At 62.5% G+C, this 22,151-nt stretch carries 20 protein-coding genes; 7 read left to right on the top strand and 13 right to left on the bottom strand.

Annotated elements, in window-relative coordinates:
* Positions 1-83 precede the first annotated feature (83 nt).
* From AC1DYF_RS03410 to AC1DYF_RS03390, 5 genes are all read right to left on the bottom strand, one after another.
* A complete protein-coding gene (locus AC1DYF_RS03410) occupies positions 84-869 on the bottom strand; it encodes an alpha/beta fold hydrolase (RefSeq protein WP_477875251.1) in 786 nt (261 codons plus the stop codon).
* 207 nt (positions 870-1,076) lie between these two features.
* Positions 1,077-1,979, bottom strand: coding sequence for an NADP-dependent oxidoreductase (locus tag AC1DYF_RS03405; protein WP_477875249.1), 903 nt, complete (start codon positions 1,977-1,979; stop codon positions 1,077-1,079).
* Positions 1,980-2,068: 89 nt separating this feature from the next.
* Positions 2,069-2,467 carry a DoxX family protein gene (locus tag AC1DYF_RS03400; RefSeq protein WP_477875247.1) on the bottom strand — a complete coding sequence of 133 codons (399 nt, stop codon included), beginning with the start codon at positions 2,465-2,467 and terminating at the stop codon, positions 2,069-2,071.
* A 28-nt stretch (positions 2,468-2,495) separates the two neighbouring features.
* A complete protein-coding gene (locus tag AC1DYF_RS03395) occupies positions 2,496-2,876 on the bottom strand; it encodes a glutathione S-transferase N-terminal domain-containing protein (protein ID WP_477875245.1) in 381 nt (126 codons plus the stop codon).
* Positions 2,873-3,721: a DODA-type extradiol aromatic ring-opening family dioxygenase gene (locus AC1DYF_RS03390; protein ID WP_477875243.1), complete on the bottom strand. Its 849-nt coding sequence runs from the start codon at positions 3,719-3,721 to the stop codon at positions 2,873-2,875. Before AC1DYF_RS03390 ends, AC1DYF_RS03395 begins: the two co-directional genes overlap by 4 nt.
* A gap of 159 nt (positions 3,722-3,880) precedes the next feature.
* Here AC1DYF_RS03390 and AC1DYF_RS03385 point away from each other — a divergent pair, with 159 nt between their 5' ends.
* A complete protein-coding gene (locus AC1DYF_RS03385) occupies positions 3,881-4,777 on the top strand; it encodes a LysR family transcriptional regulator (RefSeq protein ID WP_477875241.1) in 897 nt (298 codons plus the stop codon).
* A gap of 123 nt (positions 4,778-4,900) precedes the next feature.
* On the opposite strand, the gene AC1DYF_RS03380 is transcribed toward AC1DYF_RS03385, so the two are convergent.
* Genes AC1DYF_RS03380 through AC1DYF_RS03370 form a run of 3 tightly spaced genes read right to left on the bottom strand, consistent with a single transcriptional unit; the run spans position 4,901 to position 8,359 of the window.
* Positions 4,901-5,482: a UbiX family flavin prenyltransferase gene (locus AC1DYF_RS03380; protein ID WP_477875239.1), complete on the bottom strand. Its 582-nt coding sequence runs from the start codon at positions 5,480-5,482 to the stop codon at positions 4,901-4,903.
* A 2-nt stretch (positions 5,483-5,484) separates the two neighbouring features.
* Positions 5,485-6,852, bottom strand: coding sequence for a UbiD family decarboxylase (locus tag AC1DYF_RS03375; RefSeq protein WP_477875237.1), 1,368 nt, complete (start codon positions 6,850-6,852; stop codon positions 5,485-5,487).
* Positions 6,853-6,862: 10 nt separating this feature from the next.
* The gene (locus tag AC1DYF_RS03370; RefSeq protein ID WP_477875235.1) at positions 6,863-8,359 is read right to left on the bottom strand and encodes an aromatic amino acid lyase; all 1,497 of its coding nucleotides are present in this window, start codon (positions 8,357-8,359) and stop codon (positions 6,863-6,865) included.
* Positions 8,360-8,464: 105 nt separating this feature from the next.
* On the opposite strand from AC1DYF_RS03370, the gene AC1DYF_RS03365 reads away from it, so the two are divergent.
* The 3 genes from AC1DYF_RS03365 to AC1DYF_RS03355 all read left to right on the top strand — a co-directional run bounded on the left by AC1DYF_RS03365 (position 8,465) and on the right by AC1DYF_RS03355 (position 12,415).
* Positions 8,465-9,655, top strand: a complete 1,191-nt coding sequence (locus tag AC1DYF_RS03365; protein WP_477875233.1) for a LysR family transcriptional regulator — start codon at positions 8,465-8,467, stop codon at positions 9,653-9,655.
* Positions 9,656-9,737: 82 nt separating this feature from the next.
* Positions 9,738-11,120 carry a dihydroorotase gene (locus AC1DYF_RS03360; protein ID WP_477875231.1) on the top strand — a complete coding sequence of 461 codons (1,383 nt, stop codon included), beginning with the start codon at positions 9,738-9,740 and terminating at the stop codon, positions 11,118-11,120.
* Entirely contained in the window at positions 11,117-12,415 is a 1,299-nt protein-coding gene (locus AC1DYF_RS03355; RefSeq protein ID WP_477875229.1) for a Zn-dependent hydrolase, read from the top strand. The genes AC1DYF_RS03360 and AC1DYF_RS03355 overlap by 4 nt, the downstream gene beginning before the upstream one ends.
* Positions 12,416-12,757: 342 nt before the next feature.
* On the opposite strand, the gene AC1DYF_RS03350 is transcribed toward AC1DYF_RS03355, so the two are convergent.
* Together AC1DYF_RS03350 and AC1DYF_RS03345 are read right to left on the bottom strand one after the other, a co-directional pair.
* Positions 12,758-13,858 carry an NAD(P)-dependent alcohol dehydrogenase gene (locus AC1DYF_RS03350; protein ID WP_477875227.1) on the bottom strand — a complete coding sequence of 367 codons (1,101 nt, stop codon included), beginning with the start codon at positions 13,856-13,858 and terminating at the stop codon, positions 12,758-12,760.
* 76 nt (positions 13,859-13,934) lie between these two features.
* Positions 13,935-15,407, bottom strand: coding sequence for a benzaldehyde dehydrogenase (locus AC1DYF_RS03345; protein WP_477875225.1), 1,473 nt, complete (start codon positions 15,405-15,407; stop codon positions 13,935-13,937).
* A 329-nt stretch (positions 15,408-15,736) separates the two neighbouring features.
* Here AC1DYF_RS03345 and AC1DYF_RS03340 point away from each other — a divergent pair, with 329 nt between their 5' ends.
* Positions 15,737-17,518 carry a sigma 54-interacting transcriptional regulator gene (locus AC1DYF_RS03340; RefSeq protein WP_477875223.1) on the top strand — a complete coding sequence of 594 codons (1,782 nt, stop codon included), beginning with the start codon at positions 15,737-15,739 and terminating at the stop codon, positions 17,516-17,518.
* A gap of 69 nt (positions 17,519-17,587) precedes the next feature.
* Here the strand turns inward: AC1DYF_RS03340 and AC1DYF_RS03335 are convergent, their stop codons facing one another.
* A complete protein-coding gene (locus tag AC1DYF_RS03335; RefSeq protein WP_477875221.1) occupies positions 17,588-18,541 on the bottom strand; it encodes a sulfonate ABC transporter substrate-binding protein in 954 nt (317 codons plus the stop codon).
* Positions 18,542-18,873: 332 nt separating this feature from the next.
* Between AC1DYF_RS03335 and ssuC the strand changes: the two genes are divergently transcribed.
* Entirely contained in the window at positions 18,874-19,716 is an 843-nt protein-coding gene (gene ssuC / locus AC1DYF_RS03330) for an aliphatic sulfonate ABC transporter permease SsuC (RefSeq protein ID WP_477875219.1), read from the top strand.
* A gap of 8 nt (positions 19,717-19,724) precedes the next feature.
* On the top strand, positions 19,725-20,531 hold the full coding sequence (locus AC1DYF_RS03325; RefSeq protein WP_477875217.1) for an ABC transporter ATP-binding protein: 807 nt from the start codon (positions 19,725-19,727) through the stop codon (positions 20,529-20,531).
* A gap of 6 nt (positions 20,532-20,537) precedes the next feature.
* On the opposite strand, the gene AC1DYF_RS03320 is transcribed toward AC1DYF_RS03325, so the two are convergent.
* Both AC1DYF_RS03320 and AC1DYF_RS03315 read right to left on the bottom strand, forming a co-directional pair.
* Positions 20,538-21,368: an ABC transporter ATP-binding protein gene (locus AC1DYF_RS03320; RefSeq protein WP_477875215.1), complete on the bottom strand. Its 831-nt coding sequence runs from the start codon at positions 21,366-21,368 to the stop codon at positions 20,538-20,540.
* Positions 21,365-22,144, bottom strand: coding sequence for an ABC transporter permease (locus AC1DYF_RS03315; RefSeq protein WP_477875213.1), 780 nt, complete (start codon positions 22,142-22,144; stop codon positions 21,365-21,367). The genes AC1DYF_RS03320 and AC1DYF_RS03315 overlap by 4 nt, the downstream gene beginning before the upstream one ends.
* Positions 22,145-22,151 lie beyond the last annotated feature (7 nt).

The following is a 22,151-nucleotide window of genomic DNA, read 5'->3' as shown; positions in this document are numbered from 1 at the left end:
TTTGCAAGACCCAACACAGCGAAACCCAATTCCCGCGCAACTTCGCCTATCGCTTCCAGTTTTAGTCGCGACTGGAAGCTCTGCTAGCCCAATTGAGAGAGCCAGTTTTGTATTTCCTCAGCAAGCAGATCCGGGCATTCTCGATGAGGGGTGTGCCCGACATTCGGCAGGATTTCACAACGCCCCCGCCCTCGCTCGGCAATTCTCAGAGCATGAGCGACCGAGCCATACTCGTCTCGTTCTCCGTGAATGGCGAAGAGCGGGCATTGAAGCTTTTGCAGCGCTGAATCCAAACTCCAGTCGGCAAAACTCGGAGCCAGCCAGGTTTCGATCCAGGCCCTCAGAACCCATTCGGCCTTGTCGCCATGGTATCGGGCCAGGCGCGCCATGTTGTCGCCGGTGGCGAATTCCTGCCGGGCGATCCTGATGCCATCGCATATTCGCTCGTCGACGAAGGCCTGGGCGGCGATCGTGATGACGCCCTGACACCGCTCCGGAAACGCCGCCCCGATCTCCACGGCCATGCCACCGCCGACGCTGTGACCGCAAACGACAAAGTCCGACACCGACAGGGCTTGGCAGACAAGCGGTAGTGACTGCTCGGCCTCGGCTCGAATGAAATCCTTCTTCAGCGTGTCAGAGCGAACATCAGACCGGCCAAATCCAAGCCGATCATAGGCAATAACGCGACGACCGACAGTATCCGCAAGACGTTTTGGGAAATCCCTCCAGAGGGCGACCGAGCCGAGTGAATCATGAAGCAGGATCAAGGGGCATGTCGACGTCAGATCGCACGGCGTCCATGATTTGGCAAAGAGCCTTCCACCCGAGCTCTCGATCCAATGTTCACGTTCCTCTATGTCCGCCACGCATGGTCTCCGCCGGAAAAGTCCTCCGGATGAGCAAATGGCGCATGAAGTCCGCCGACGCAATCGGGATCGTCACTTCGAGACGGCAAATCCAGCGATCAACCACGTGACCGCGCGATGTCCACCACATCGACAAGCTGAAACGCAACAGCACAAGCCGTACAGAGTGGGCTTGTGCTGTGATATGCGCGAGCCGGAGCCCTGTTGTCAGTGCTTCAGCACGACCTTACCCTGGGCGCCCGCAGCAAGCGCGTTCTGCGCCTTGCCGATCTCCGACAAGGCGAAGGTGCTGGAAATCGGAATGACCAGCTCTCCCTGAGCGGCATCCCTCAGCACAGCGTCCAGCGTGGCGGCGTCGGTGCGATGGTAGAGTTCCTGGATCGTCACGCGGTTGCCGGCATTCGCGCCCTCGGGAACTTGAACGATGCTGGCGATCTTGCCGCCGTCCCGGACATGCCCGATGAGATTGCCCGCCACCGCATTCGCAGCGCTGATCGCGTAATCGAAGTCGGGGCTGGCTGCCGGCACCGTGATATCCAGCGCTTCACCGGCAAGCGTGCGCGCTTCGTCCAGCCGTTCGGGCCGAACGCCCGCCACCGGTTTGGCGCCGATCTGCTTGAGATACTGGATGGCTGCACGGCCCACGGAACCGAGCCCGCCGGAGATCAGCACACGATCACCGGCCTTGACACCGAGAGCGTCGACCGTTTGCCGACCTGTCAGCCCTGCCTTGACCAGGCCCGCCCCCTGCTCGAAGCTCAGAATTTCGGGCAGCTTGGCGACCGATGTGGCCGGGACCACGCCGAATTCGGCGTGAGCGCCTTTGCCGTTCGGCGGGAAATCGGCGACAACCCGGTCACCCACCTTAAAACCGGTTACGCCCTCGCCGAGGAGCGAAATGATGCCGGCGCCATCGCCGCCCAAGACGGCCGGCAGCGGCAGCGGTATGAACTGGGCCATATAGCCTTGGCGGAGAATGAGATCGAATGGATTGACGGCGGATGCCTCAAGCTTGATCAGGACTTCGCCGGGTCCGGGCACCGGCGTCGGAATATCGCCGATTTCGAACTGATCGACATCACCATAGGCTTTGAGAAGTGCGGCTTTCATTGCATGTCTCCAGACTTTTTGATGCCCATCCGCCCCGATCGGGGCGGATGATTGGCAACTGAACCAAAGGATCTGCGGATATTTGGCGCCTACGCTGCCGCGGTGCGGCGTGTGTTATCGAGCGTCCAGGCGCCACCACCGGCAAGCGAGAGATAAAGGAAGATGAAGCAGAACAGGATTGCCGGTTCACCGAAATTCAGCGCCGGCCAGAAGCCCTGCGATGCATGCGCCATGAAATAAGCGGCCGCCATTTCGCCAGACGCGATGAAGGCAGCGACACGGGTATAAAATCCGGCGAGCATCATCAGCGACGTGACGACTTCGATCGCACCGGCAACCAGCATGATGGTCGGCAGCGGATAGGGCACGCCCGGAATCGCGGCCGGGAACTGCAGGAACTTCATCGTTGCATGTTCCAGGAACAGCAGGGCGGTGATAATGCGCAGGACTGCAAGGACGCGCGGCGTCCAGATGGATGTATCGAGCATAGATTTCTCCGATATATGGGATAAGTGGTCAGGCGGCGGAGGCGGCCTGTTTGAGTTCCTGGTTTTCTTTCCAGAGCTTCATCGCCATGGCGAAAGCGCCGTCGACATAGTTTCGATAGACAGGCATGGTCTTCGAATCCCGGCCCGCTTTGCTGGCGAGAAACGCAACAATGTCGTCGGATTCGGTGACATAGCGCCCTGGCTCAAGCTGAGCGGAGGGAAAGCTCACCTTGTCGAGATGCGGCTGAAGTTCTGCGCGGATTGCATCTTCCTGCGCGCTGCCGGGAGTGAAGTCGCGGCTTTCGACCTCCGAAGCCAATCCCGATTCCAGCAGAAACAGGCGCACCTTGAAAGAGAAGGGGCAGTTTTCCTTGAGATAGACGGTAGGCTTGAAAGTTTCGCTGGTCATTTCGGGTCTCCGTTTGATGAGATCGCCGAGGGTGCCAGACCGAAACGGAAGCTCGATGCGGTGAGCCCGCCAGCGAAGTCTTTTTGATGATAGGTGGTGGTACCAGGTTCGTCCTCGGCAGCGCCGACCACGACCATCAGCGGAATGAGATGGTCTTCCTGCGGATGTGCTGCACGGGCGGCGGGCGCCTGCTCCCAGGCGACGAGCCGTTCGGTGCGCTTGTCGGACGGCGAATGAACCAGCGTTTCCTGCAGCCAGGCATCAAAGCGGCGCGAAGGTTCGTGTCCGCTGGTGCCGCGCATGGCCGGCAGATTGTGATAGCTCAGACCGCTGCCGATGATCAGCACGCCTTCGTCGCGCAGAGGCGCGAGCGCCCGGCCGACCTTGAGATGCTGCTCCGGGTCATAGCCCGCATCCAGTGATAGCTGGACGACGGGAATATCCTCTTCGGGATAGAGCGGCTTCATGATGCTGAACGTGCCGTGATCGAAGCCGCGCGTCGGATCGAGCGCTGCTTCGATGCCCTCGGCGCGAAGCAGTTGCTGCACGCGCTGCGCAAGCTCCGGCGAACCGGGCGCATTGTAGGCGATGTGATAGAGGTAGTCCGGAAAGCCGTAATAATCGTAGACCATTCCAGGCTTGGCGCCCGATGAAATGGTGAAGCCCCGCTCTTCCCAATGGCCCGACACGACGAGAATTGCCTTCGGCTTGTCGCGGAGTTCGGCACGCATGTCGACCAGCGATTTTTCCAGCACGTCGTAATTGCGGCGGAACTCGCCCGTCATATAAGGCCAGGGGCCACCGCCATGGCTGATGAAATAGGTTGGAAGCCGAAGATCTGTCATTGGCCCTGTCCTTCGAAATTTGCTCGCGAACGCCGCGACTGGCGGCACCGTCGGGAAGCGAGCATGTTTGGTGCTGACTTGCGGAACAGTTTGATTTTTTCCCAGACATTGATCAATGTGGTCTTTATTGAAGAACCATTTCTCCGATGTTGATGATCGATGGATACACTGACGAGCCTGCGGGTGTTCTGCACCGTCGCCGAACTGAAAAGCTTCACCGCCGCCGCCGAGCGCCTCGGCGTTTCGCCGGCAATGGCAAGCAAGCACGTCATGCAGCTGGAGGACCGGCTCGGCACCCGGCTGCTCAATCGAACGAGCCGCCGCGTCAGCCTGACCGAGTCCGGTGCGCTCTATTTCAATCAGACGAGACAGACGCTGGAAGGTCTTGACGAGGTCGAGGCGGCGATCAGCAATACCACTCTGGCGCCAAGGGGCGTGCTCAAGCTGAGCGCACCGGTCTGGACGGCCAGCGGCTGCTTTGTTGCGCTGCTGGCGGACTATAACCGGCGCTATCCCGACGTCTGCCTGGACATGGACCTCAGCGGCCGTATCGTAAACCTTGTGGACGAGGGTTTCGACCTCGCTCTGCGCGCGACCAGTCCCGACAGGCTCGATCCCGGACTGGTTGCCCGTCCCTTCATGAAGATAGAATTCCGCTTGATGGCTTCGCCGGATTACCTGGAGCGAACCGGCAGACCCCAGAAAATAGCCGAGCTCGATGGGCACGCAATGCTGCGCTTCAGTGGGTTTAACGTCGGCGACACCATGTCCTTGGAAGGGCCGGACGGCAAGCATAAGGTCACGTTCCGAACCGTCATGCTCAGTGAAAACGAGACAATGCTGCATCTGGCGGCTCTGGCGGGGATGGGCCTGGTCTTCCTGCCGAAATGGATGGCAGAGCAGGACATCCAGGCCGGGCGCCTGGAGATGGTGCTGCCTGATGCTGTCGGCTTCACCACCACTCTGTATGCCGTCTATCCAAGCCGGAAATATCTCTCCGCCAAGGTCCGCACCTTCGTGGACTTCCTGACGACGAGCTCACGGAAGATTTTCTAAGCATGCTCCGGAAGAGTGTCCCGCGGCTTGTCGACAAGAGCCTGCGACAAAACAAAAGCTCTTCTCCACGGACGGGAGAACGGAAGTGAAGGCTCCGGCAACGCCTGTGACCCGATCAACATATTACCGCTGCTGTCCATCATCCTTCCAGCGCCCCTCGATCTCGATCTCGATGTCGAAAAGATCGAGGGCGCGGGCGGCCGTGCAGGACACCATTTCCTCGATCGTCTTCGGCTTCGGGTAGAAGGCCGGCACGGGCGGCATGACGATGCCGCCCATTTCAGTCAGGCGCAGCATGTTGTGGCAATGGCCGAGATGCAGCGGCGTTTCGCGGAACAGCACGACCAGACGACGACGCTCCTTGAGCACGACGTCGGCTGCCCGCGCGACCAGCGTGCCGCCGGTGCCCATGGCGATCTCGGCGAGGCTCTTGGCGGAACAAGGGGCAACGATCATGCCCATGGTACGGAAGCTGCCGCTGGCGATGGGTGCCGCGATATCCCGGTTGTCATGACAATGGCCCGCCAGCGCCTTCATCTCGCCGAAGGTCATGTCGGTTTCATGCGCCATGGCGGTGATCGCCGCACGCGAGACGACAAGATGGGTCTCAACCTCGACGGCGCGCAGCATCCTGAGCAGGCAGACCGCATAGTCGAAACCGGATGCGCCGGTGACGCCGACGATAATGCGTTTTGGAGCCGCCATGGTCAATATTCCGCCAGGCGGGCGCGGACCGAGGACAGGATATCCTTCGGCGCCTGGGCGAATTCGGAAAGCGAGCTTCGTTCGCCATCGCCAGGCCGGGTGCAGGCAACAAGGCCGATCTTGGTGATGGTGAGGTTTTCATGCACCGGATCGCAGCGGTCGGCCTTCATGCCCGGCAGCACCACCATATCCTCGTGCCCGCGGAAGCGTGCGGCGAGCGACCACTCGACCTGGTTCGGATCCTCGGGATCGATATCATCCTCCACCACCGTCACCAGTTTGAAGAGATTGATCTGGCCCATGGCGAGGATGACGGCGCGCTTGCCCTCGCCGAGCCGCGGCCGGTGCATGCTGATAATGGCATGGAGGCGCCCCATGCCTCCGTCTGTGACCACCACCCGCCGCACGGCGGGGATCACGCGCTGCAACGCCTGGCAGGTCACAGCTTCGATCGCGAGCGCGCCCAGCAGGCAGTGTTCGGCGGCATAGCCTGGCAGGATCGCCTGATAGATGGCATCGCTGCGATGCGTGACGCAGGTGATTGCGCCGCCCGTGCCAGGTCCATAGCGGACGTAGAAGCCGTGGAATTCCGACACATCGCCTTCCTCGATCAGGTCGGCATTGTCGATATGGCCTTCAAGGATGATCTCGGCGCCGGCGGGAAGTTCGAGCGGCACGGTCCGGCAGCGGACCAGTTCCAGCGGCTCGCCCAACAGCCCGCCGACAATGTCATACTCGTCGTCGCCAAGGCCGAGATACATCTGCGAGCCGAGAAGGACGGCGGGATGATTGCCGATGGCGACGGCGATGGGCAGCTTTTGCCCGAGCTTGCACGCCTTTTCCGCCAGCAGGTTGAGGTGATGGTTCTTGGCAATGCCGACCATGACGCGATTGCCGCCCTCGAGCCGCAGCCGGGCGATCGACACATTCCTGCGGCCCGTCTCGGGATCCCTGGCGACGATCACGCCTGCGGTGATATAGGGACCGGCTTCGTGCTCAAACCAGACCGGCACCGGCAGTATGCGGCTGAGATCGATTTCGCCCTCGTGCACGACCTCCTGCACCGGCGCAGCATCGACGAGTACGGGCTGGATCGGCTTTCCCAGCGCTTGGAGAATAACCTCATGCAGACGCGGTTTTTCGACGCCCAGGAGCCGCGCGACACGCTCGCGAGAATTCATGATATTGCCGATGACGGGCATGTCATGCCCCTTCACATCCGTGAAAAGCTGCGGCGGCTGCCTGTCTCGCAGCGCCAGCACTGCGCCGAGCTCAAAACGGGGATCAACGCTGCGCTCGACCCGATGCAGGTCACCTCCGGCTTCAAGCCGCCTGATTGCGCCGCGAAAGCTCTGGTCCACCGATGCCATCGGTCCCTCCTTACGCCAGCGACTGGGTAACGCCGAATTCGGCCTTCAGGATATCGACGATCAGGCCCAGGTCGAAAATCCTCTGACCTTCGGTGCCAATCGGCAGGACCGGCAGAATGCGCTCCACCACCGGCTTCAGACCATCACCGAGGGTTTTGATGTCGAGGGCGCGACGGTGAATGGCCCACACTGCGCAGGCGGCTTCGATCGCGACAACGGTCCAGGCGGGCTCCAGCATGCGTACCGTTTCGGCCACCGATTGCGGCGCATTGCCGGCGACGTCCTCGACGCCGTCATCGAGCTGGCCGGAATAGTTGAGCATGGCCGGATGAGCCGCCTGCCGCACAGCACCGACAGTGGCGCCAGCGATGTGACCGAAATTGAGGAACTGCACGCCGCCGATCGCACCGGGCTCCGCGGCCAAGCTGGTCGGCAGGCCGGTGAAGCCGGGCCACTGGATCTTGTGGATACGCTGGCCGGAGGCTTCGATCACCTTGGCGATCGCCTGGCGCAGCGTATCCATCGCGAGCGCACAGGCGGTGGTCTCCATGTTTCCGTGCGAGATGAACTCGCCTGTGTCCTTGTCTATGATCGGGTTATCGCAGGCTGCGCCCAATTCCGTCTCGAAGATGGCATAAGCGAAATCGAAGGCCGCCTCGGCCGCGCCATGGATCTGCGGGACGCAACGGAAGCTGAGCGGGTCCTGCAGGAACCGTGCCTCTCCGGGCCGCCAGAGGCTGCTGTTGGCAAGGGCAGCACGTAGCGCCTTGCCCGCCCGGATCTGCCCCGGCTGGCCGCGCGCCAGATCGACCTTTTCGCTCCAGGAGCGGAGGTTGCCGCGCAGGCCTTCCATCGACATGGCGCCGGCGAGCGAGGCGGCGTCGAGCAGCGCACGCAATTCCCGGAGCGCCAGCACCCCCTCGGCAAGCATGAGGCTGTTGGAATTGAGCAAGGACACTGCTTCCTTGGCCGTAAGGCCATCAAGCGGCAAAGGACCATGTCCGCCAGCCTGGGCACCTGTCCGGCCGATCAGTGGCACCGCCATTTGGCTCATCGCAACGATATCGGAGGCGCCGACAGACATGCCGAGCCGTGCGCCGGGCAGGTCGTCGACCTGGAGCCGCGCCAGCAGGCTCTCCACCAATTCGAGCCGAACGCCGGAACGGCCGCGCGCGAAGAGCGAGAGCTGGATGGCGAGGGCTGCGCGCACCACCTGCCGCGGGGCATTGCGGCCCGGCGCGAGCGTGGCATGCGCCGTGATCATCAGGTCGTTGTAACGGGCGATGGCCTCGGGATCGACGGCAAAGTCCTTCTGGCTGCCGACGCCTGTCGTCACGCCATAGGCGGGAATCTTCTCGTCCACGAGCCGGTCGACCACCGCACGCGCCTTGCTGACCGCGTCACGGCCGTCCACCGACAACGCCACGATCGCCCTGCGTTCGGCAATGGCGCCGATATCGGCGATCGTCAGTGGTTTTGTGCCTATGGATATGGTCATCGGCGTCATCGACAGTCCCCTCATCGTCGAGGCAAGATTAGTCAGCTTGCCGGTCCAACAGGATATGCTAAAAACCGGACAATGGATGCGCGATGCGGCATGGAGCGCGGTTGAATGGACACGGCGACGCTGGCAACCGGGCTTGCGGTGATGCAGGAGAGTTCGGTGCGCGGCGCCGCTGCACTGCTCGGCCGTCCGCCATCGAGCGTCGCCGATGCCTTCGAGCGATTCGAGGCCGAACTGGCCCTGAAGCTGGCGGCTCGCCGCGACGGGGGCCTGTCGCTCACGCTGGCGGGCGAAAACCTTGCACGTTCGATCCCTGCTTTCGTAGAAATCCTGTCCGCCATCGCTGCGATCGGGGGCGAGCTGGGGGCCGGATCAGACCACGTCCTGCCTTGGGCTGCGAAGAATGCCATGCCCGTAACTGTGCTCGCCAATTTCAATGCGGTCATCCGCGCCGGGTCGATCCGCCGCGCCGCGCGCGAACTCGGTATCGCTCAGCCGAACCTGTCGCGGCAGATGGCCGAACTCGAACGGACCGTCGGACGGACGCTGCTTTTGCGCCAGATGCATGGCTGCGAACCCACGCCCGAGGGGCTGGAATTCGCAGACGCGGCGCTGGCACTGTCAGCGAAACTCGCCAGCCTGACGGGACCGGCGCGCAAGCGCTTTGCCCGAGAGCTGCGCACTGTCAGGCTCGGCACGATCATTCCGGTCGGCCACGAAAGCCGGCTTGCGGCCCGACTGGCCGCCTTGGTTGCGGCCTGGCGCGCCGACGAAGGCAAGCCCGATCTGTTTGTCAGCAGCACGACGGCAGAGGATCTGGCAGAGGGGCTGCGGGCCGGCCGGTTCGATGTGGCGCTGACCGACATCGCGCTACGCAACAAGCGTTTCGAGAGCCGCGAGATTTTTTCCGGCGAGCTGGTCCTGATCGGCTCGGTCGACGTCGTGGCGGCGGGAGTGGCGATCCGGCCGCTGATCGACCACCATCTGATCGCGGTGCCCAGCCTGCGAAGCGGGTTGCGCCAGTCGATCAGCGAAGCGCTTGAACCCTTCCTCGGCGACGAGGGCCAGGCGGCGGCACGGCTGGTAGAGGTCGATGCACTGTCGATCGTCATCAACCTCGTTCTCGACCACGGCTATCTCACCGTGCTGCCGCTGGAGGCGGTCGCCGCGCTCGACCGTCCGATCGGCATCGTCAGGCTGCCGGATGCACCACGGGTCAGCTTCCATCTCGTCTGGCAACGGACCCAGGCGTCGCGCCGAATCGCCATGCAGATCGCGCAATCGCTCAACGGTGTATAGCCTGTCCAGAAATCGGCATATCCCCTCGTGCGGCGGCTCACCCTAGATTGCGGGCCGTGGCTCTCATTCTTCGGGACTTCCGATGTCCGATTTCGATCTCGTCCTCAAGGGTACGCTGGTCCTGCCCGACCGGGTTGTGCCATCCGGTTTCATCGCTGTCCGTGACGGCTTCATCGCCATGCTGGGACAGGGCGCCATGCCTGCGGCCCGCGAGCAACACGATCTCGGTGCTGCATTGATCATGCCCGGCGCGATCGATGCCCAGGTGCATTCGCTCAGCCAGAAAAACCAGGAGGATTTCATCTGGTCGACGCGAGCTGCGGCCGCCGGCGGCGTCACCACCATCGTCGACATGCCCTATGACGAGGGCAACCTCGTCTGCTCGGCCGAAGCCGTGAGCGCGAAGATCGCCCATGCCGAGGCACAGGCACGCATCGACTTTGCGCTGTACGGCACGATCGATCCCGAGGAAGGCCCGCTCCGCATCGCCGAACAGGCGGAGGCCGGCGTCGCAGCCTTCAAGTTCTCCACATTCGGCACCGACCCGAAGCGCTTTCCGCGCATCCCGCCGGCACTGCTGGCGGAGTGTTTTGCCGAAGTCGCCAAGACCGGTCTGACCGCGGGCGTGCATAACGAGAACGACGAATATGTCCGTGCCGCCATGGCCAAGGTGAAAGCAGGGGGCATCACGGACTACACCGCCCATGGCCTGTCTCGCCCGCCATTGACGGAACTGCTGGCCATGCACGAGATCTACGAGATCGGCGCGCAAACGGGCTGCCCGGCGCATGTCGTGCATTGCTCCCTGTCGCGCGGTTACGAGATCGCCTCGGCCTACCGGGCGCAGGGATATGCCGCGACCGTCGAATGCCTGATCCATTATCTGACGCTGGACGAGGAGACCGATGCGAAGCGGCTCGGCGGGCGGTCCAAATGCAATCCGCCGATCCGGCCGCGTGCCGAAGTGGAAGCACTCTGGCGGCAGCTTGCTGCCGGCAATGTCACGCTTCTTTCCACCGACCATGTCAGCTGGTCGCTCGACCGCAAGACGAATCCCGACATGCTGGCCAATGCCTCGGGTCTGCCGGGCCTGGAATCGCTGATGCCACTCTTCGTCAAGGGCGCATTGGAGCGCGGCGTGCCGCTCAGTTGGGGCGCACGGCTGATGGCACTCAACCCTGCGCGGCATTTCCGCATCGACCATGCAAAGGGGGCGCTCGAGCCAGGTAAACATGCCGACATCGCGGTGCTGACGCCGGAGCCCCATATCTACGACGCTGGCAAGACCGGCAACAATGTTGCCGGATGGTCGCCCTATGACGGCATGACCCTGCCCTATCGGGTCAGCGCCACCTATTGCCGCGGTGAACTTGTCTATGACGGCACGACAGTGCTTGCCGCGCCGGGGGTGGGCCGCTTCATACGACCGCCTGCATCCCTGGCGCTGTCGAGGTCGACCGCATGAACAGCCCCCGCGACAAAAGCAATCTGCCAGTCTCGGCGGCACGCATCGCGGAGGATATCGATGCGCTGGCTGCCATCACCGAACCAGGTCGCCCCTGGACTCGCCGCGCCTTCAGCGCGCTGCATCTGGAGGGCCGCGCCTGGCTTGCCAATCGATTCCAGGCCGCGGGCCTGGAGACTCGCGTCGACGCATCGGGCAACCTGATCGGCCGACGCGCGGGCGGGAAGCCGGGATCGGGGACACTCATGCTCGGCTCGCATTCAGACACCGTCCCCGATGGCGGCAGGTTTGACGGCATTGCCGGTGTGATAACGGCGCTGGAAGTGGCACGATCGCTCGCCGATGCCGGGATCGAGCTCGACCATGACTTGGAGATCGTCGATTTCCTCGCTGAGGAAGTCTCGATCTTCGGTGTCTCCTGTATCGGCAGCCGTGGCATGGCGGGCATAAGGCCGCCGGAATGGCTCGAGCGGCGGGCAGACGGCATCACCCTGGCGCAAGGGCTGGTCGCCGCAGGCGGCAGCGAGGCCGCCGACCCGCCGCGACAGGACATCAAGGCCTTCCTGGAACTGCATATCGAACAAGGGGTCATTCTCGAAACCGAAAACAGCGATATCGGCATCGTGACTGCGATCGCCGGCATTGCTCGCATCGAAATCACGATCGATGGCCGGGCCGATCACGCTGGCACCACACCCATGGGCGCACGCCGCGATGCGCTGGTGGCAGCATCGAAGCTCGTCCTCGGCATCGAACAATTGGCAACTGATCTTTCCCGGCGGCCTCGGCATTTTGCCGCGACCGTCGGCGAATTCTCAATGCTGCCCAATGCCGCCAATGTCGTGCCGTCCCATGTTCGATTGCTGGTCGATATCCGTTCCGAACAACGCGAGGACCTGGATAGATTTGCCGCCGCCCTGGACGACCTCTGCGCTGCCGTGGCCGAGGGTGACGGTCTCGCTATCGCCGAAAGTCGAATATCCGATGCGCCCGCCGTGCCGATGGACGCCGATCTCGGCATCATCCTGGCGGAAGCCGTCGAACGTCTCGGCGGATCGCACCGGCAACTCGCCTCCGGCGCAGGCCATGATGCCGCCTTCCTCGCGCGGATCGCGCGGTCGGCGATGATCTTCATTCCCTGCCTTGCCGGCAGAAGTCATGCGCCGGACGAGTTTGCCGACAATGACGACATAGCCTTCGGGGCCGCCGTGCTCCTCGAAGCCGTGCGGGCATTGGATAAACCAATCCACAATGGCCAAGCCGACGTTATTCGCCATGCCTCGATCACTCTCTGAGGCTCACCCAAAAGGCGGCGATCCCCGCTCGCGTTAGCGCGGCCATCGGCCAAGGGCCGCCGTCGCGCCAAGCGTGGACACTCGCCACCCCACCCGAAATCAAGTCCGTTTCGCAAGGCGACAGGCTGTGACATGCCGGCCACCACCGCTACGGTTCAGGATCGCGCCTTTGCCCGAACCCGCACATGTCGTCAGAACACGACCCGTCTTTCGCGGACAAACCAGAAAAGATCAAATGCTTCCGTCACAACGACAGGTCAGGGTCGGCTTAGTGCGCACGCCCAAGCGCGACCTTGAGCATGAACCACGATGCTGTGGGTCTCTCTTCACCATCGAGCCTGTTCACTGCATGCGAACGATCGGCTTGATGGCCTTGCCGTTCTCGGAATCGCGGATCGCCTGGTTGATCTCGTCGAAATCGTAGAACGTCACCAGCTTGTCGAAGGGGAAGCGGCCCTGGGCGTGGAGTGCCGCCAGCATGGGAATGAACGTGTCCGGATTGGATTCGCCCTCGACGATGCCCATCAGCCGGCGGCCGCCGCTCATGAAATGCACTTCGTCGAGATTGATCTCGCTGCCCATGGCCGAGGCGCCGAGAATGCCGCAGGTTCCCATCGGCGCCAGCGCCAGGACCGCCGCACGGATGACGCTCGAGATCCCGGTCGTGTCGAGCGCGAAATTGAGCCCGTGGCCGGTGATCGCCATGATCTCGGCTGTCGCATCCGCCTTGCCGGGATTGATCACATGCGTGGCGCCGAGTTCGCGTGCCATGGCCAGCCGCTCGTCGTTCATGTCCACCGCAATGATGGTCGTGGCACCAACCACTTTGGCGGCCATCAGGGCAGACAGACCGACCGAACCCGAGCCGAACACGGCGAAGGACTTGCCGGCCGAGACCTTCAGTGCGTTCATTACAGCGCCCGCGCCGGTCTGAATGCCGCAGGCGAGCGGCCCGAGCAGTTCGAGCGGCGCCGTCTCCGGCACTTTCACGACGTTCACTTCATGGCAGATGGCGTGGGTGGCGAAGGAAGACTGGCCGAAGAAGTTGCCATGGACAGGCTCGTCACCAGCTGAAAGTGCGCTGGTGCCATCGCTGCGCGTGGCAAAGAAATTGCGCGGGAAGAATTCGTGGCAATAGCTGACGTGATGGTCCTGGCAGCTCGGGCAATGGCCGCAGGAATTGAAGGTCATCACCACCTTGTCACCGGCTTTGACTTTCGAAACGGCGCGACCGACTTTTTCGACAATGCCGGCGCCTTCATGGCCGAGCACGACGGGCAGCGGCGTCGGCAGCATGCCGTCTCGCACGACGATATCGGTATGGCAGACGCCGGTGGCGACGACTTTCACCAGGATTTCATTGTCTCTGGGTTCCTCGATATCGATGGTTTCGAGGCTGAGGTCGGCGCCCTGTATGCGGGCGATGGCAGCTTTGATCTGCATGGCAGTCTCCGGAATGAAAGGGGAATGAGTGCGGCGGATGCAGGCATCGGTGCCTGCATCCGGCTTCTGGACGTCCTCAGAAGGGATAGGGCGTCGCAACGTCCTTGACGGAAATCCACTTCCAGGTGGTGAATTCCTCGATGTCGGCCGGGCCGCCGATACGGGTGCCGTTGCCGGATTTGCGCGGGCCGCCGAAAGGCGCGAAGGGACCGCCATTCACCGTCTGGTCATTGACATGAACCATACCGACATCGAGTTCATCGGCGATCCGCAGAGCGCGGCCGGTATTGGACGAGATGACGCCGGCTGCGAGACCGTAATCGCTGTTGTTGGTGAGTTCGATCGCTTCTTCTTCGGTCTTGAAGGTGGCGATGCAGGCCACCGGGCCGAAGATTTCCTCATCGAAAGCCCGCATGCCGGGTTTGACGCCGGCAAGCACGGTTGCGGCATAGAAGCGGCCATCATGCGTGCCACCCGCCAGGAGCTTTGCACCCTTGGCCACGGCATCGTCGACGATCGCCTGGATACCGGCCACCTGACCGTCCGAAATGATCGGACCCAGCGCCACCTGATTGGTCGACGGGTCGCCGGCCGGCAAATGGGCAGCTTTGGTGACGAGCCTTTCCGTCAGTGCATCGGCGATCTTTTCGTCGGCCAGAATCAGGCCCGTCGCCATGCAGATCTGCCCCTGATGCAGGAATGCGCCCCAGGCCGAATTCGAAGCGGCGACGTCGAGATCGGCATCGTCAAGCACGATCAGCGAATTCTTGCCGCCGAGTTCCAGCTGCACTTTCTTGAAATGCCTGCCGGCGACCTCGGCCACTTTGGAGCCGCCCCTTGCCGACCCGGTGAAGGAGATCATGGCGATATTCGGATCGGTGCACATGGCCTCGCCGGCATCGGCGCCGCCCGGCACGACCTGCAGCACACCTTTTGGCAGGCCGGCTTCCTCGAAGATGCGGGCGATGATGATGCCGCCCGAGATCGGCGTGCGCGGATCGGGCTTGTGAACCACGGCATTGCCGAAGGCGAGTGCAGCGGCGATCGAGCGGACGGAGAGGACAAGCGGAAAGTTGAAGGGCGAGATGACGCCGACGACGCCATGCGGCACGCGCTTGGCATAGTTCGTCCGGTTGTCCATCGCCGGGATCATCATCCCCATCGGGGCTGTGGCCAGGGATGCGGCATGGCGGATGAACAGCGCACCATGTTCGATTTCGATGCCGGCCTTCGGATAGATCGATCCGGACTCCCGCATGATCCAAGGGATCAGCTCCGCACCGTTCTGCTCGAGCAGGTCCGCGGCCTTGGATAGAATGCGCGCCCTATCGGTCGGCAGGGTCTTGGCCCAGGCCTTTTGCGCGGCACGCGCTTCCGATGCGGCTCGGGCAATATCGACCGCACCGCCGATGCCGACCGAAGCGATCACCGCCCCCGTCGCCGGGTCGGTCACGTCCATGACGCCAGCGGCTGTCTTCTGCCAATCGGCAAAGAAGGCGCGCCCTTGCCAGCGCTCGCTGTCGAGGAAATTCTGGTTCTGGATATTCATCGTCTTCCTCCTCAAAAAGTGTCCGTCCGTTGTCAGGGAGCGCATGCAGAGCTTGGCGTTACGAGATCAGGCCTTTCCCTCCGGATGCCCGACTTGGCTTGCCGCCGCTGTCCTCCTGCCGCCTCCTCAGACGGTCGGAGCTATGGCTGCAAGGGTCGTGCCAGACTGCAAGGGAGAACGACGTCCGCGCTCGAAGGAAAGCACAAGCGCTTGGCAATATTGCGTTTTCCGCGGTGGACAGCGCATTGCCTCGCTGCCTCGACAACGGCCTTGAGATTACGAAAATAATGAAATATCATTCATGAATTCATCAAATTATTAATGCCATCATGACAGACATGCAGCAGCCCGACGGTTTGATCTCTCTCGCCGAAGCCTCCCGCAAAACCGGTAAGCTGATGACGCGTGGTGATTCCAGCGAGCTTGATACCGGCGCCGCCCCCACGCTGACCGATCTCACCGAAGCGCTGCATTTTGCGCTCGGCGACGGCCGGATATGGCTGAACGACCAGCGTATGGTGCTGATCCAGTCGCTGGTGCTGGGCCGGCTCCGGCAGGAAATCATCGACGCCTTTGGCATAGAGACTGCAAAGAGCCTGTTCATGCGGGTGGGCTACATACAAGGCGTGCGCGATGCCGAACTGATCCAGAAGCGGTTTCCGCAGGAGGACCTGACGCATGCGCTTGCAGCAGGACCGCGCGTGCATACGCTGGAAGGCTTCGTCAAGGTGACGACCAAACAGTTCCAGTTCGATCTCCGTAAGGGAACCTATTTCGGCGAGTTCTACTGGGACGATTCCTCGGAGGCCGCCGAGCATATTTCCACTTATGGCATTGCCAGCGAGCCGGTCTGCTGGATGCAGACGGGCTATCCCTCGGGCTATACCAGCACGCTGTTCGGCAGGCCGGTGATCTTCCGCGAGGTCGAATGCGCGGGCATGGGCGCCTCGCGCTGCCTGGTCGTGGGCCAGCACGCCGATGCCTGGGGAAAGGACGCGCCGGAGCGCCACTATCTTGGGCTGGACTGGAAAAGCCGGCGCTATGTGGCCGTGCAATCCACCGCGCCGGCGCCAGCGGCAAGATCAGCCGGTGGCGATGCGCCGGAGACGGGCGAAGACCAGGTGGTCGGCGTCTCTGCCAGCTTCCTCAGGACACGGCTGATGCTGGAAAAAGTGGCCGACACCGACGCCACAGTGCTGTTCATCGGCGAATCCGGCGTCGGCAAAGAGCTGTTCTCCAACGCCTTGCACAAATTGAGCAACCGGGCGCGCGGCCCGTTCGTGCCGATCAATTGCGCGGCCATTCCGGAAAACCTGGTCGAATCCGAGCTCTTCGGGGTCGAAAAGGGTGCCTTTACCGGCGCGCTCCAGTCACGCGCCGGCTATTTCGAACGCGCCAACGGCGGCACCCTGCTTCTCGACGAGATCGCCTCGCTCACCTATTCGGCGCAGGGCAAATTGCTTCGCGCCCTGCAGGAGAAAAAGATCGAGCGGGTCGGCGGCTCCCGGACGATTGGCGTGGATGTGCGCGTGGTCGCGGCCTCGAATGTCGATCTGACGGAAGAGGTTCGCGCCGGCCGGTTCCGCCAGGACCTCTATTTCCGCCTCTGCGTCTTCCCGATCGTCATCCCGCCGCTGCGGGAGCGACGCGACGACATTGCCCTGCTGGCGGCGCATTTCCTGAAACTGTTTCGCGACCGGCATCGCCGCAACGTCGCTGGTTTCACCCGCCGCGCGATGGACGCACTGCTTGCCTATGACTTTCCGGGCAATATCCGCGAATTGCAGAATCTGGTCGAGCGCGGCGTCATCTTCGCCGAGAGCGGTGCGCTGATTGACATACAGCACCTGTTCACCGGTTTCGAGAAATTGCCTTCACTCTCGCTCCGGCTTACTGGCGAAGGCCGCGTCGGCACCGCGCCTAAAGAGGGCGCGCAAACCGCGGAGGAACGGCGGCTGGTGACAGGACCAGAAACCCTCAAACGGGCCGAGGAGGAGCTCTATCGCTCCGCGCTCGAAGCTGCTGGCGGCAATATCTCGGCGGCGGCGCGCCAACTCGGGCTCACCCGCGCCAAGCTGGAATACAGGCTGCGGAAGATCGGGCTTTCGTGAGATAGAATTCAACGGCTCGCTATCGGAGCGAGCCGCTGAATTGGTCGAAGACAGTATTGTTTCTGCGGGTTAGACCTTGCCTTTGCGCACCACGTCGGCGATCGTCAGCTTCTTCGGCACGAGGCCGAGGTCGAAAAACGTGTCGGCAATCGATTGCTGCTGTGCCACGACCTTGTCATCGAGGGCAGTGACCCCGAAGGATTGGCGATCAAGGGCGCGCGCCAGCACATTTTCCGGAATTCCAATCGCGGGCGCCAGTTGCTTGGCAGCGGCGGCGGTATTGGCTTTGGTCCATGTGTCGATTTCACCGACGGCTTCGATCAGCACGTCGACAGCGTCCGAATTGCCTTCGACGAAGGGCTGGGCGCCGAGATAGAACTGGTGGTTCGGCACCAGGCCGTCGCCGTTGCGCAATTCGCGCGCCTCGAGCGCCACTTCCGCCGCAGCCTGGAAAGGATCCCAGATGACCCAGGCGTCGATGGCGCCGCGTTCGAATGCGGCGCGACCATCGGCCGGAGCGAGGTAGGAGGTGGTGATGTCGCCGTATTTCAGCCCGGCTTCTTCCAGGGCCTTGACGAGCAGATAGTGCACGTTCGAACCCTTGTTCAAGGCCACATTCTTGCCCTTGAGATCGGCGACCGTCTTGATCGGGCTGTCCTTCGGCACGAGGATCGCTTCACCACGCGGTGCCGGCGGCTCATGCGCCACATAGACCAGCGCAGCACCCGCGGCCTGGGCGAAGATCGGCGGCGTTTCGCCCGTCGAGCCGAAATCGACGGAACCGACATTCAGGGCTTCGAGCAGCTGTGGGCCGGCGGGGAATTCGGTCCATTCGACACCGTAGCCGATGCTCTCCAGCTTCTTCTCCAGAATGCCCTTACCTTTGAGCAGCACCAATGTGCCGTATTTCTGGTAGCCGATACGCGCCACCTTGTCGGCGGCAAAAGCCGCTCCGCGGCTGACGAACGGCATGGCGAGCGCGCCGGCCATGACAGTGGTGAAAGTACGCCTGGAAAGTTTCATGAGAGTGCTCCCGTCAATTGAACTGGTGTCAGCTAAACCACACCGGCTCAAAATACATAGAGCATATAGAATTACCAGAAAATTTTGCACTGACGGACGATCCGGCCGGCTCGAAAGCCCCAATATCCGTCCGGCCGATTTCAAGCCACCTTCATCTTTTGGAATTGAGTTCCCGAAATCGGCTTCAGGTGAAAAACTGATCCTAGTGAAACGCTCTTTTTAGAACGATATAATATCGATAAAAAATGTAGAATAAATCAAAATGTAGAAACTTGGCGGGGGATGAATCTCCCGCTCATGCTTCCAATCCGTCGAAAGTGTGGAGAGACGCGATGACAGCAGTAGACAGCTTCAGGGACGTGGCGAGTTCCGAAGCGCCCCGCAAAGCGCGTGTGTCAGCCCCCCGCAAACCCGCGCTTAAGACCGGCGATTTCCTGCCTTATGTGCTGCCGCTCGCTATTGTCATCGTTTGGCAGTTTTCCTCCGCCGTCGGCTGGATATCCGGCAGGGTTCTGCCGTCGCCATCGGCCGTGCTGCAAGCCTTCTGGTCGACGACGATATCAGGCGAATTGCCGCACGACATCGCCGTCAGCACCGCCCGCGCCTTTGCCGGCCTCATCGTCGGCGGCTCGATCGGCTTTCTGCTCGGCATTGCCAACGGCGTGTCGCGCTTTTCCGAACGGCTGACCGACACCAGCCTGCAGATGCTGCGCACGATTCCGCATCTGGCGATGATCCCGCTGGTGATCCTCTGGTTCGGCATCGGCGAAGAGTCAAAACTCTTCCTGACATCGCTCGGCGTGCTCTTCCCGATCTATCTCAACACCTATCACGGCGTCCGCAATGTCGATCGCGACCTGATCGAGATGGGCCGCGTCTATGGCATGGGCAGCTGGACCCTGTTTCGCAAGATCATTTTCCCCGGGGCGCTGCCCTCGATTTTCGTCGGCCTGCGCTATGCGCTCGGCATCATGTGGCTGACGCTGATCGTCTCGGAAACCATCGCCGCTTCGTCCGGCATCGGCTACATGGCGATGCAGGCGCGGGAATTCATGATGACCGATGTCGTCGTGCTGGCGCTCATCATCTACGCCATGCTCGGCAAGATAGCCGATGTCGCGGTGCGCCTGCTGGAGCGGCGCGTCCTTGCCTGGAACCCGGTCTACCAAAAGTGAGCAAAGCAATGAATGTGGCACTCAAACAAGACCAGGCGGCCGGAAATCCCTCCCATCGCGAAGAAGCGAGCGTGCGCAAGCCAGCGGCCCTGAGGCTGCGCGGACTTGAGAAGGAATTTGCCGGCAATCGCGTGCTGCGCGGCGTCGATCTCGATATTCCGGCCGGCCAGTTCGTCGCCATCGTCGGCAAGAGCGGCTGCGGCAAGTCCACCCTGCTCCGGATGCTGATGGGTCTGGAACAGAGRAGCGGCGGCACGATCGAATTCCTCGACGTGGATGGCAACGGCACCGAGCCGAATTCGCGCATCGTCTTCCAGGAGGCTCGCCTGCTGCCATGGTCCGACGTCGCCGGCAATGTCGCGGTCGGCCTGGGCGATGGCGTGCCGGCGGATCAGGCGCGCTTGCGGGCGCGCGCAGCGCTCAACGACGTGCAACTGGCGGAAAAATCCGCTGAGTGGCCGTCGCGGCTTTCCGGCGGCCAGCGCCAGCGCGTGGCGCTCGCCCGCGCCCTGGTCTCCAAGCCGGATTTTTTGGCACTCGACGAGCCGCTAGGTGCCCTCGATGCGCTGACCCGCATCAGCATGCAGCAGCTTTTAAGCCGCGTCTGGCGCGAGCAGGGCTTCACCGCCGTGCTGGTGACCCATGATGTCAGCGAAGCGGTCAACCTCGCCGACCGGGTGATCGTGCTTGATCAGGGACGGGTGACCGTCGACCTCGCCGTTCCCCATCCGCATCCGCGCAAGCATGGTACGCCGGGACTCGCCGAGATCGAAGGACAATTGCTGGCGGCGATCCTCGGAACGAACGTAGTCTGATCCTGCTCACCAACCCAATGGCGACAGGCGCGCCAGGCTGTCCTGTCGCCGGTCGCTATGCAGCAGATGCAGGCAATGTTGCTTCAGGCGCATGAATTCGCCCGAGGCGATGATCTCGGTCATGCGCGGCCGCTCGAACGGCACGTTGATCTCCTCATGGATGCGGCCTGGCTGCGCCTGCATGACGATGATGCGGTCCGCCAGCAGCAGGGCCTCATCGATATCGTGGGTGACGAAGACGATCGTCTTGCGGAACTGTTCCCAGATATCGAGCAGCAATTCCTGCATCCTGAGCCGCGTCAAGGCGTCAAGTGCCCCGAACGGCTCGTCCATTAACAGCAATCTCGGTTGGTTGACCAGCACGCGGGCGATCTCGACACGCTGCTGCATGCCGCCCGAGAGTTGACGGGGATAGCGATCGGCAAAGCCGGTCAGGCCGACGAGATCCAGCATCTTCTCCGCTTCGAACCGCCGCGCGTCACGCTTGACGCCGCGCATCTTGAGGCCGAAAGCGACGTTGTCGCGGGCATTCTTCCACGGAAACAGCGTGTGTTGCTGGAAGACGATGCCGCGTTCCGGATGTGGCCCGCCGACCGGCTGGCCGTCGACTGAAAGCGTCCCGGCTGCAGGCTTGATATGCCCTGCCAGCGCGCCGAGCACAGTCGACTTGCCGCAGCCCGACGGCCCCAGCAGACAGACGAATTCGCCCGGGGCGATGTTAAAGCTGACGTCGCGTACGGCCTCGAACGCCTTGGCGCCGCTGCCGAGCCGGATCGAAATATGTTCCGCCTCGATGCGGCCGGTTCCTGCCTGAAAGCTACGCGGATGGGTGTTCATCTCTTGGCTTCCTTGTTGTCCCAGGGAATCAGGGCATTGCCTGCAAACCTGAGCAGGGCGCTGCTGCCCATGCCCAGCAGGCCGATCACGATCATGCCGACGATGATCTCCGGATAATTCTGCAGCGTGTAGGATTCCCAGGTGTAATAGCCGATGCCGAACTGGCCGGAGATCATCTCCGCCGTCACCAGGCAGAACCAGGATGTGCCCATGCCGATGACCAGGCCGGTGACGATATTCGGCGCCGCACCGGGAATGATGACTTCAAGCAGCATGGCCCTGCGCGTACAGCCGAGGCTGCGCGCAGAAGCGATCAGCCGTGGATCGACGCTCTCGACGCCGTGCACCGTGTTGAGCAGGATTGGAAACAAGGCCCCGGTGAAGGTGATGAAGATCATCGACAGTTCCGATGAGGGAAACATCAGCACGGCCAGCGGAATCCAGGCAACAGCCGGGATCGGCCGCAACAGTTCAAGCGGCGTCTGCAGGAAATCGCCCAGCCGGCGCGACCGGCCGATGATCAGGCCGAGCGCTATGCCGACGACCGCGGCGGCACCATAGCCTGCCAGCACCCGTTCCAGGCTGCTCGACACATTGGCAAAGAGCTTCGGCGAGCGCAGGAAATCCAGCCCTGCCGAGAGCACATCCAACGGACCCGGCACGTTCTCGAAGGTCACAATGCCGAGATTGACCTTGAAGGCCGATGCCATCTGCCAAAGGAGCAGGCAGATGGCGATGGAAACGATCCGGCGAAACCAGCGTCCGAAACGGGTCATGACAACC

Source organism: Rhizobium sp. P2_G9, assembly GCF_056403475.1.
Note: the sequence above shows the minus strand (reverse complement) of the source record. Positions and strands in the feature narration are given on the sequence as shown.

What these genes read in the sequence shown, in the direction of transcription:
- AC1DYF_RS03370 (WP_477875235.1), bottom strand. Translation starts at nt 8,359, where the DNA reads ATGACGCCGATGACCATATCCATAGGCACAAAACCACTGACGATCGCC.
- AC1DYF_RS03380 (WP_477875239.1), bottom strand. Translation starts at nt 5,482, where the DNA reads ATGGCGGCTCCAAAACGCATTATCGTCGGCGTCACCGGCGCATCCGGT.
- AC1DYF_RS03360 (WP_477875231.1), top strand. Translation starts at nt 9,738, where the DNA reads ATGTCCGATTTCGATCTCGTCCTCAAGGGTACGCTGGTCCTGCCCGAC.
- AC1DYF_RS03350 (WP_477875227.1), bottom strand. Translation starts at nt 13,858, where the DNA reads ATGCAGATCAAAGCTGCCATCGCCCGCATACAGGGCGCCGACCTCAGC.
- AC1DYF_RS03345 (WP_477875225.1), bottom strand. Translation starts at nt 15,407, where the DNA reads ATGAATATCCAGAACCAGAATTTCCTCGACAGCGAGCGCTGGCAAGGG.
- AC1DYF_RS03390 (WP_477875243.1), bottom strand. Translation starts at nt 3,721, where the DNA reads ATGACAGATCTTCGGCTTCCAACCTATTTCATCAGCCATGGCGGTGGC.
- ssuC (WP_477875219.1), top strand. Translation starts at nt 18,874, where the DNA reads ATGACAGCAGTAGACAGCTTCAGGGACGTGGCGAGTTCCGAAGCGCCC.
- AC1DYF_RS03315 (WP_477875213.1), bottom strand. Translation starts at nt 22,144, where the DNA reads ATGACCCGTTTCGGACGCTGGTTTCGCCGGATCGTTTCCATCGCCATC.
- AC1DYF_RS03385 (WP_477875241.1), top strand. Translation starts at nt 3,881, where the DNA reads ATGGATACACTGACGAGCCTGCGGGTGTTCTGCACCGTCGCCGAACTG.
- AC1DYF_RS03375 (WP_477875237.1), bottom strand. Translation starts at nt 6,852, where the DNA reads ATGGCATCGGTGGACCAGAGCTTTCGCGGCGCAATCAGGCGGCTTGAA.
- AC1DYF_RS03400 (WP_477875247.1), bottom strand. Translation starts at nt 2,467, where the DNA reads ATGCTCGATACATCCATCTGGACGCCGCGCGTCCTTGCAGTCCTGCGC.
- AC1DYF_RS03335 (WP_477875221.1), bottom strand. Translation starts at nt 18,541, where the DNA reads ATGAAACTTTCCAGGCGTACTTTCACCACTGTCATGGCCGGCGCGCTC.
- AC1DYF_RS03365 (WP_477875233.1), top strand. Translation starts at nt 8,465, where the DNA reads ATGGACACGGCGACGCTGGCAACCGGGCTTGCGGTGATGCAGGAGAGT.
- AC1DYF_RS03355 (WP_477875229.1), top strand. Translation starts at nt 11,117, where the DNA reads ATGAACAGCCCCCGCGACAAAAGCAATCTGCCAGTCTCGGCGGCACGC.
- AC1DYF_RS03340 (WP_477875223.1), top strand. Translation starts at nt 15,737, where the DNA reads ATGACAGACATGCAGCAGCCCGACGGTTTGATCTCTCTCGCCGAAGCC.
- AC1DYF_RS03320 (WP_477875215.1), bottom strand. Translation starts at nt 21,368, where the DNA reads ATGAACACCCATCCGCGTAGCTTTCAGGCAGGAACCGGCCGCATCGAG.
- AC1DYF_RS03395 (WP_477875245.1), bottom strand. Translation starts at nt 2,876, where the DNA reads ATGACCAGCGAAACTTTCAAGCCTACCGTCTATCTCAAGGAAAACTGC.
- AC1DYF_RS03405 (WP_477875249.1), bottom strand. Translation starts at nt 1,979, where the DNA reads ATGAAAGCCGCACTTCTCAAAGCCTATGGTGATGTCGATCAGTTCGAA.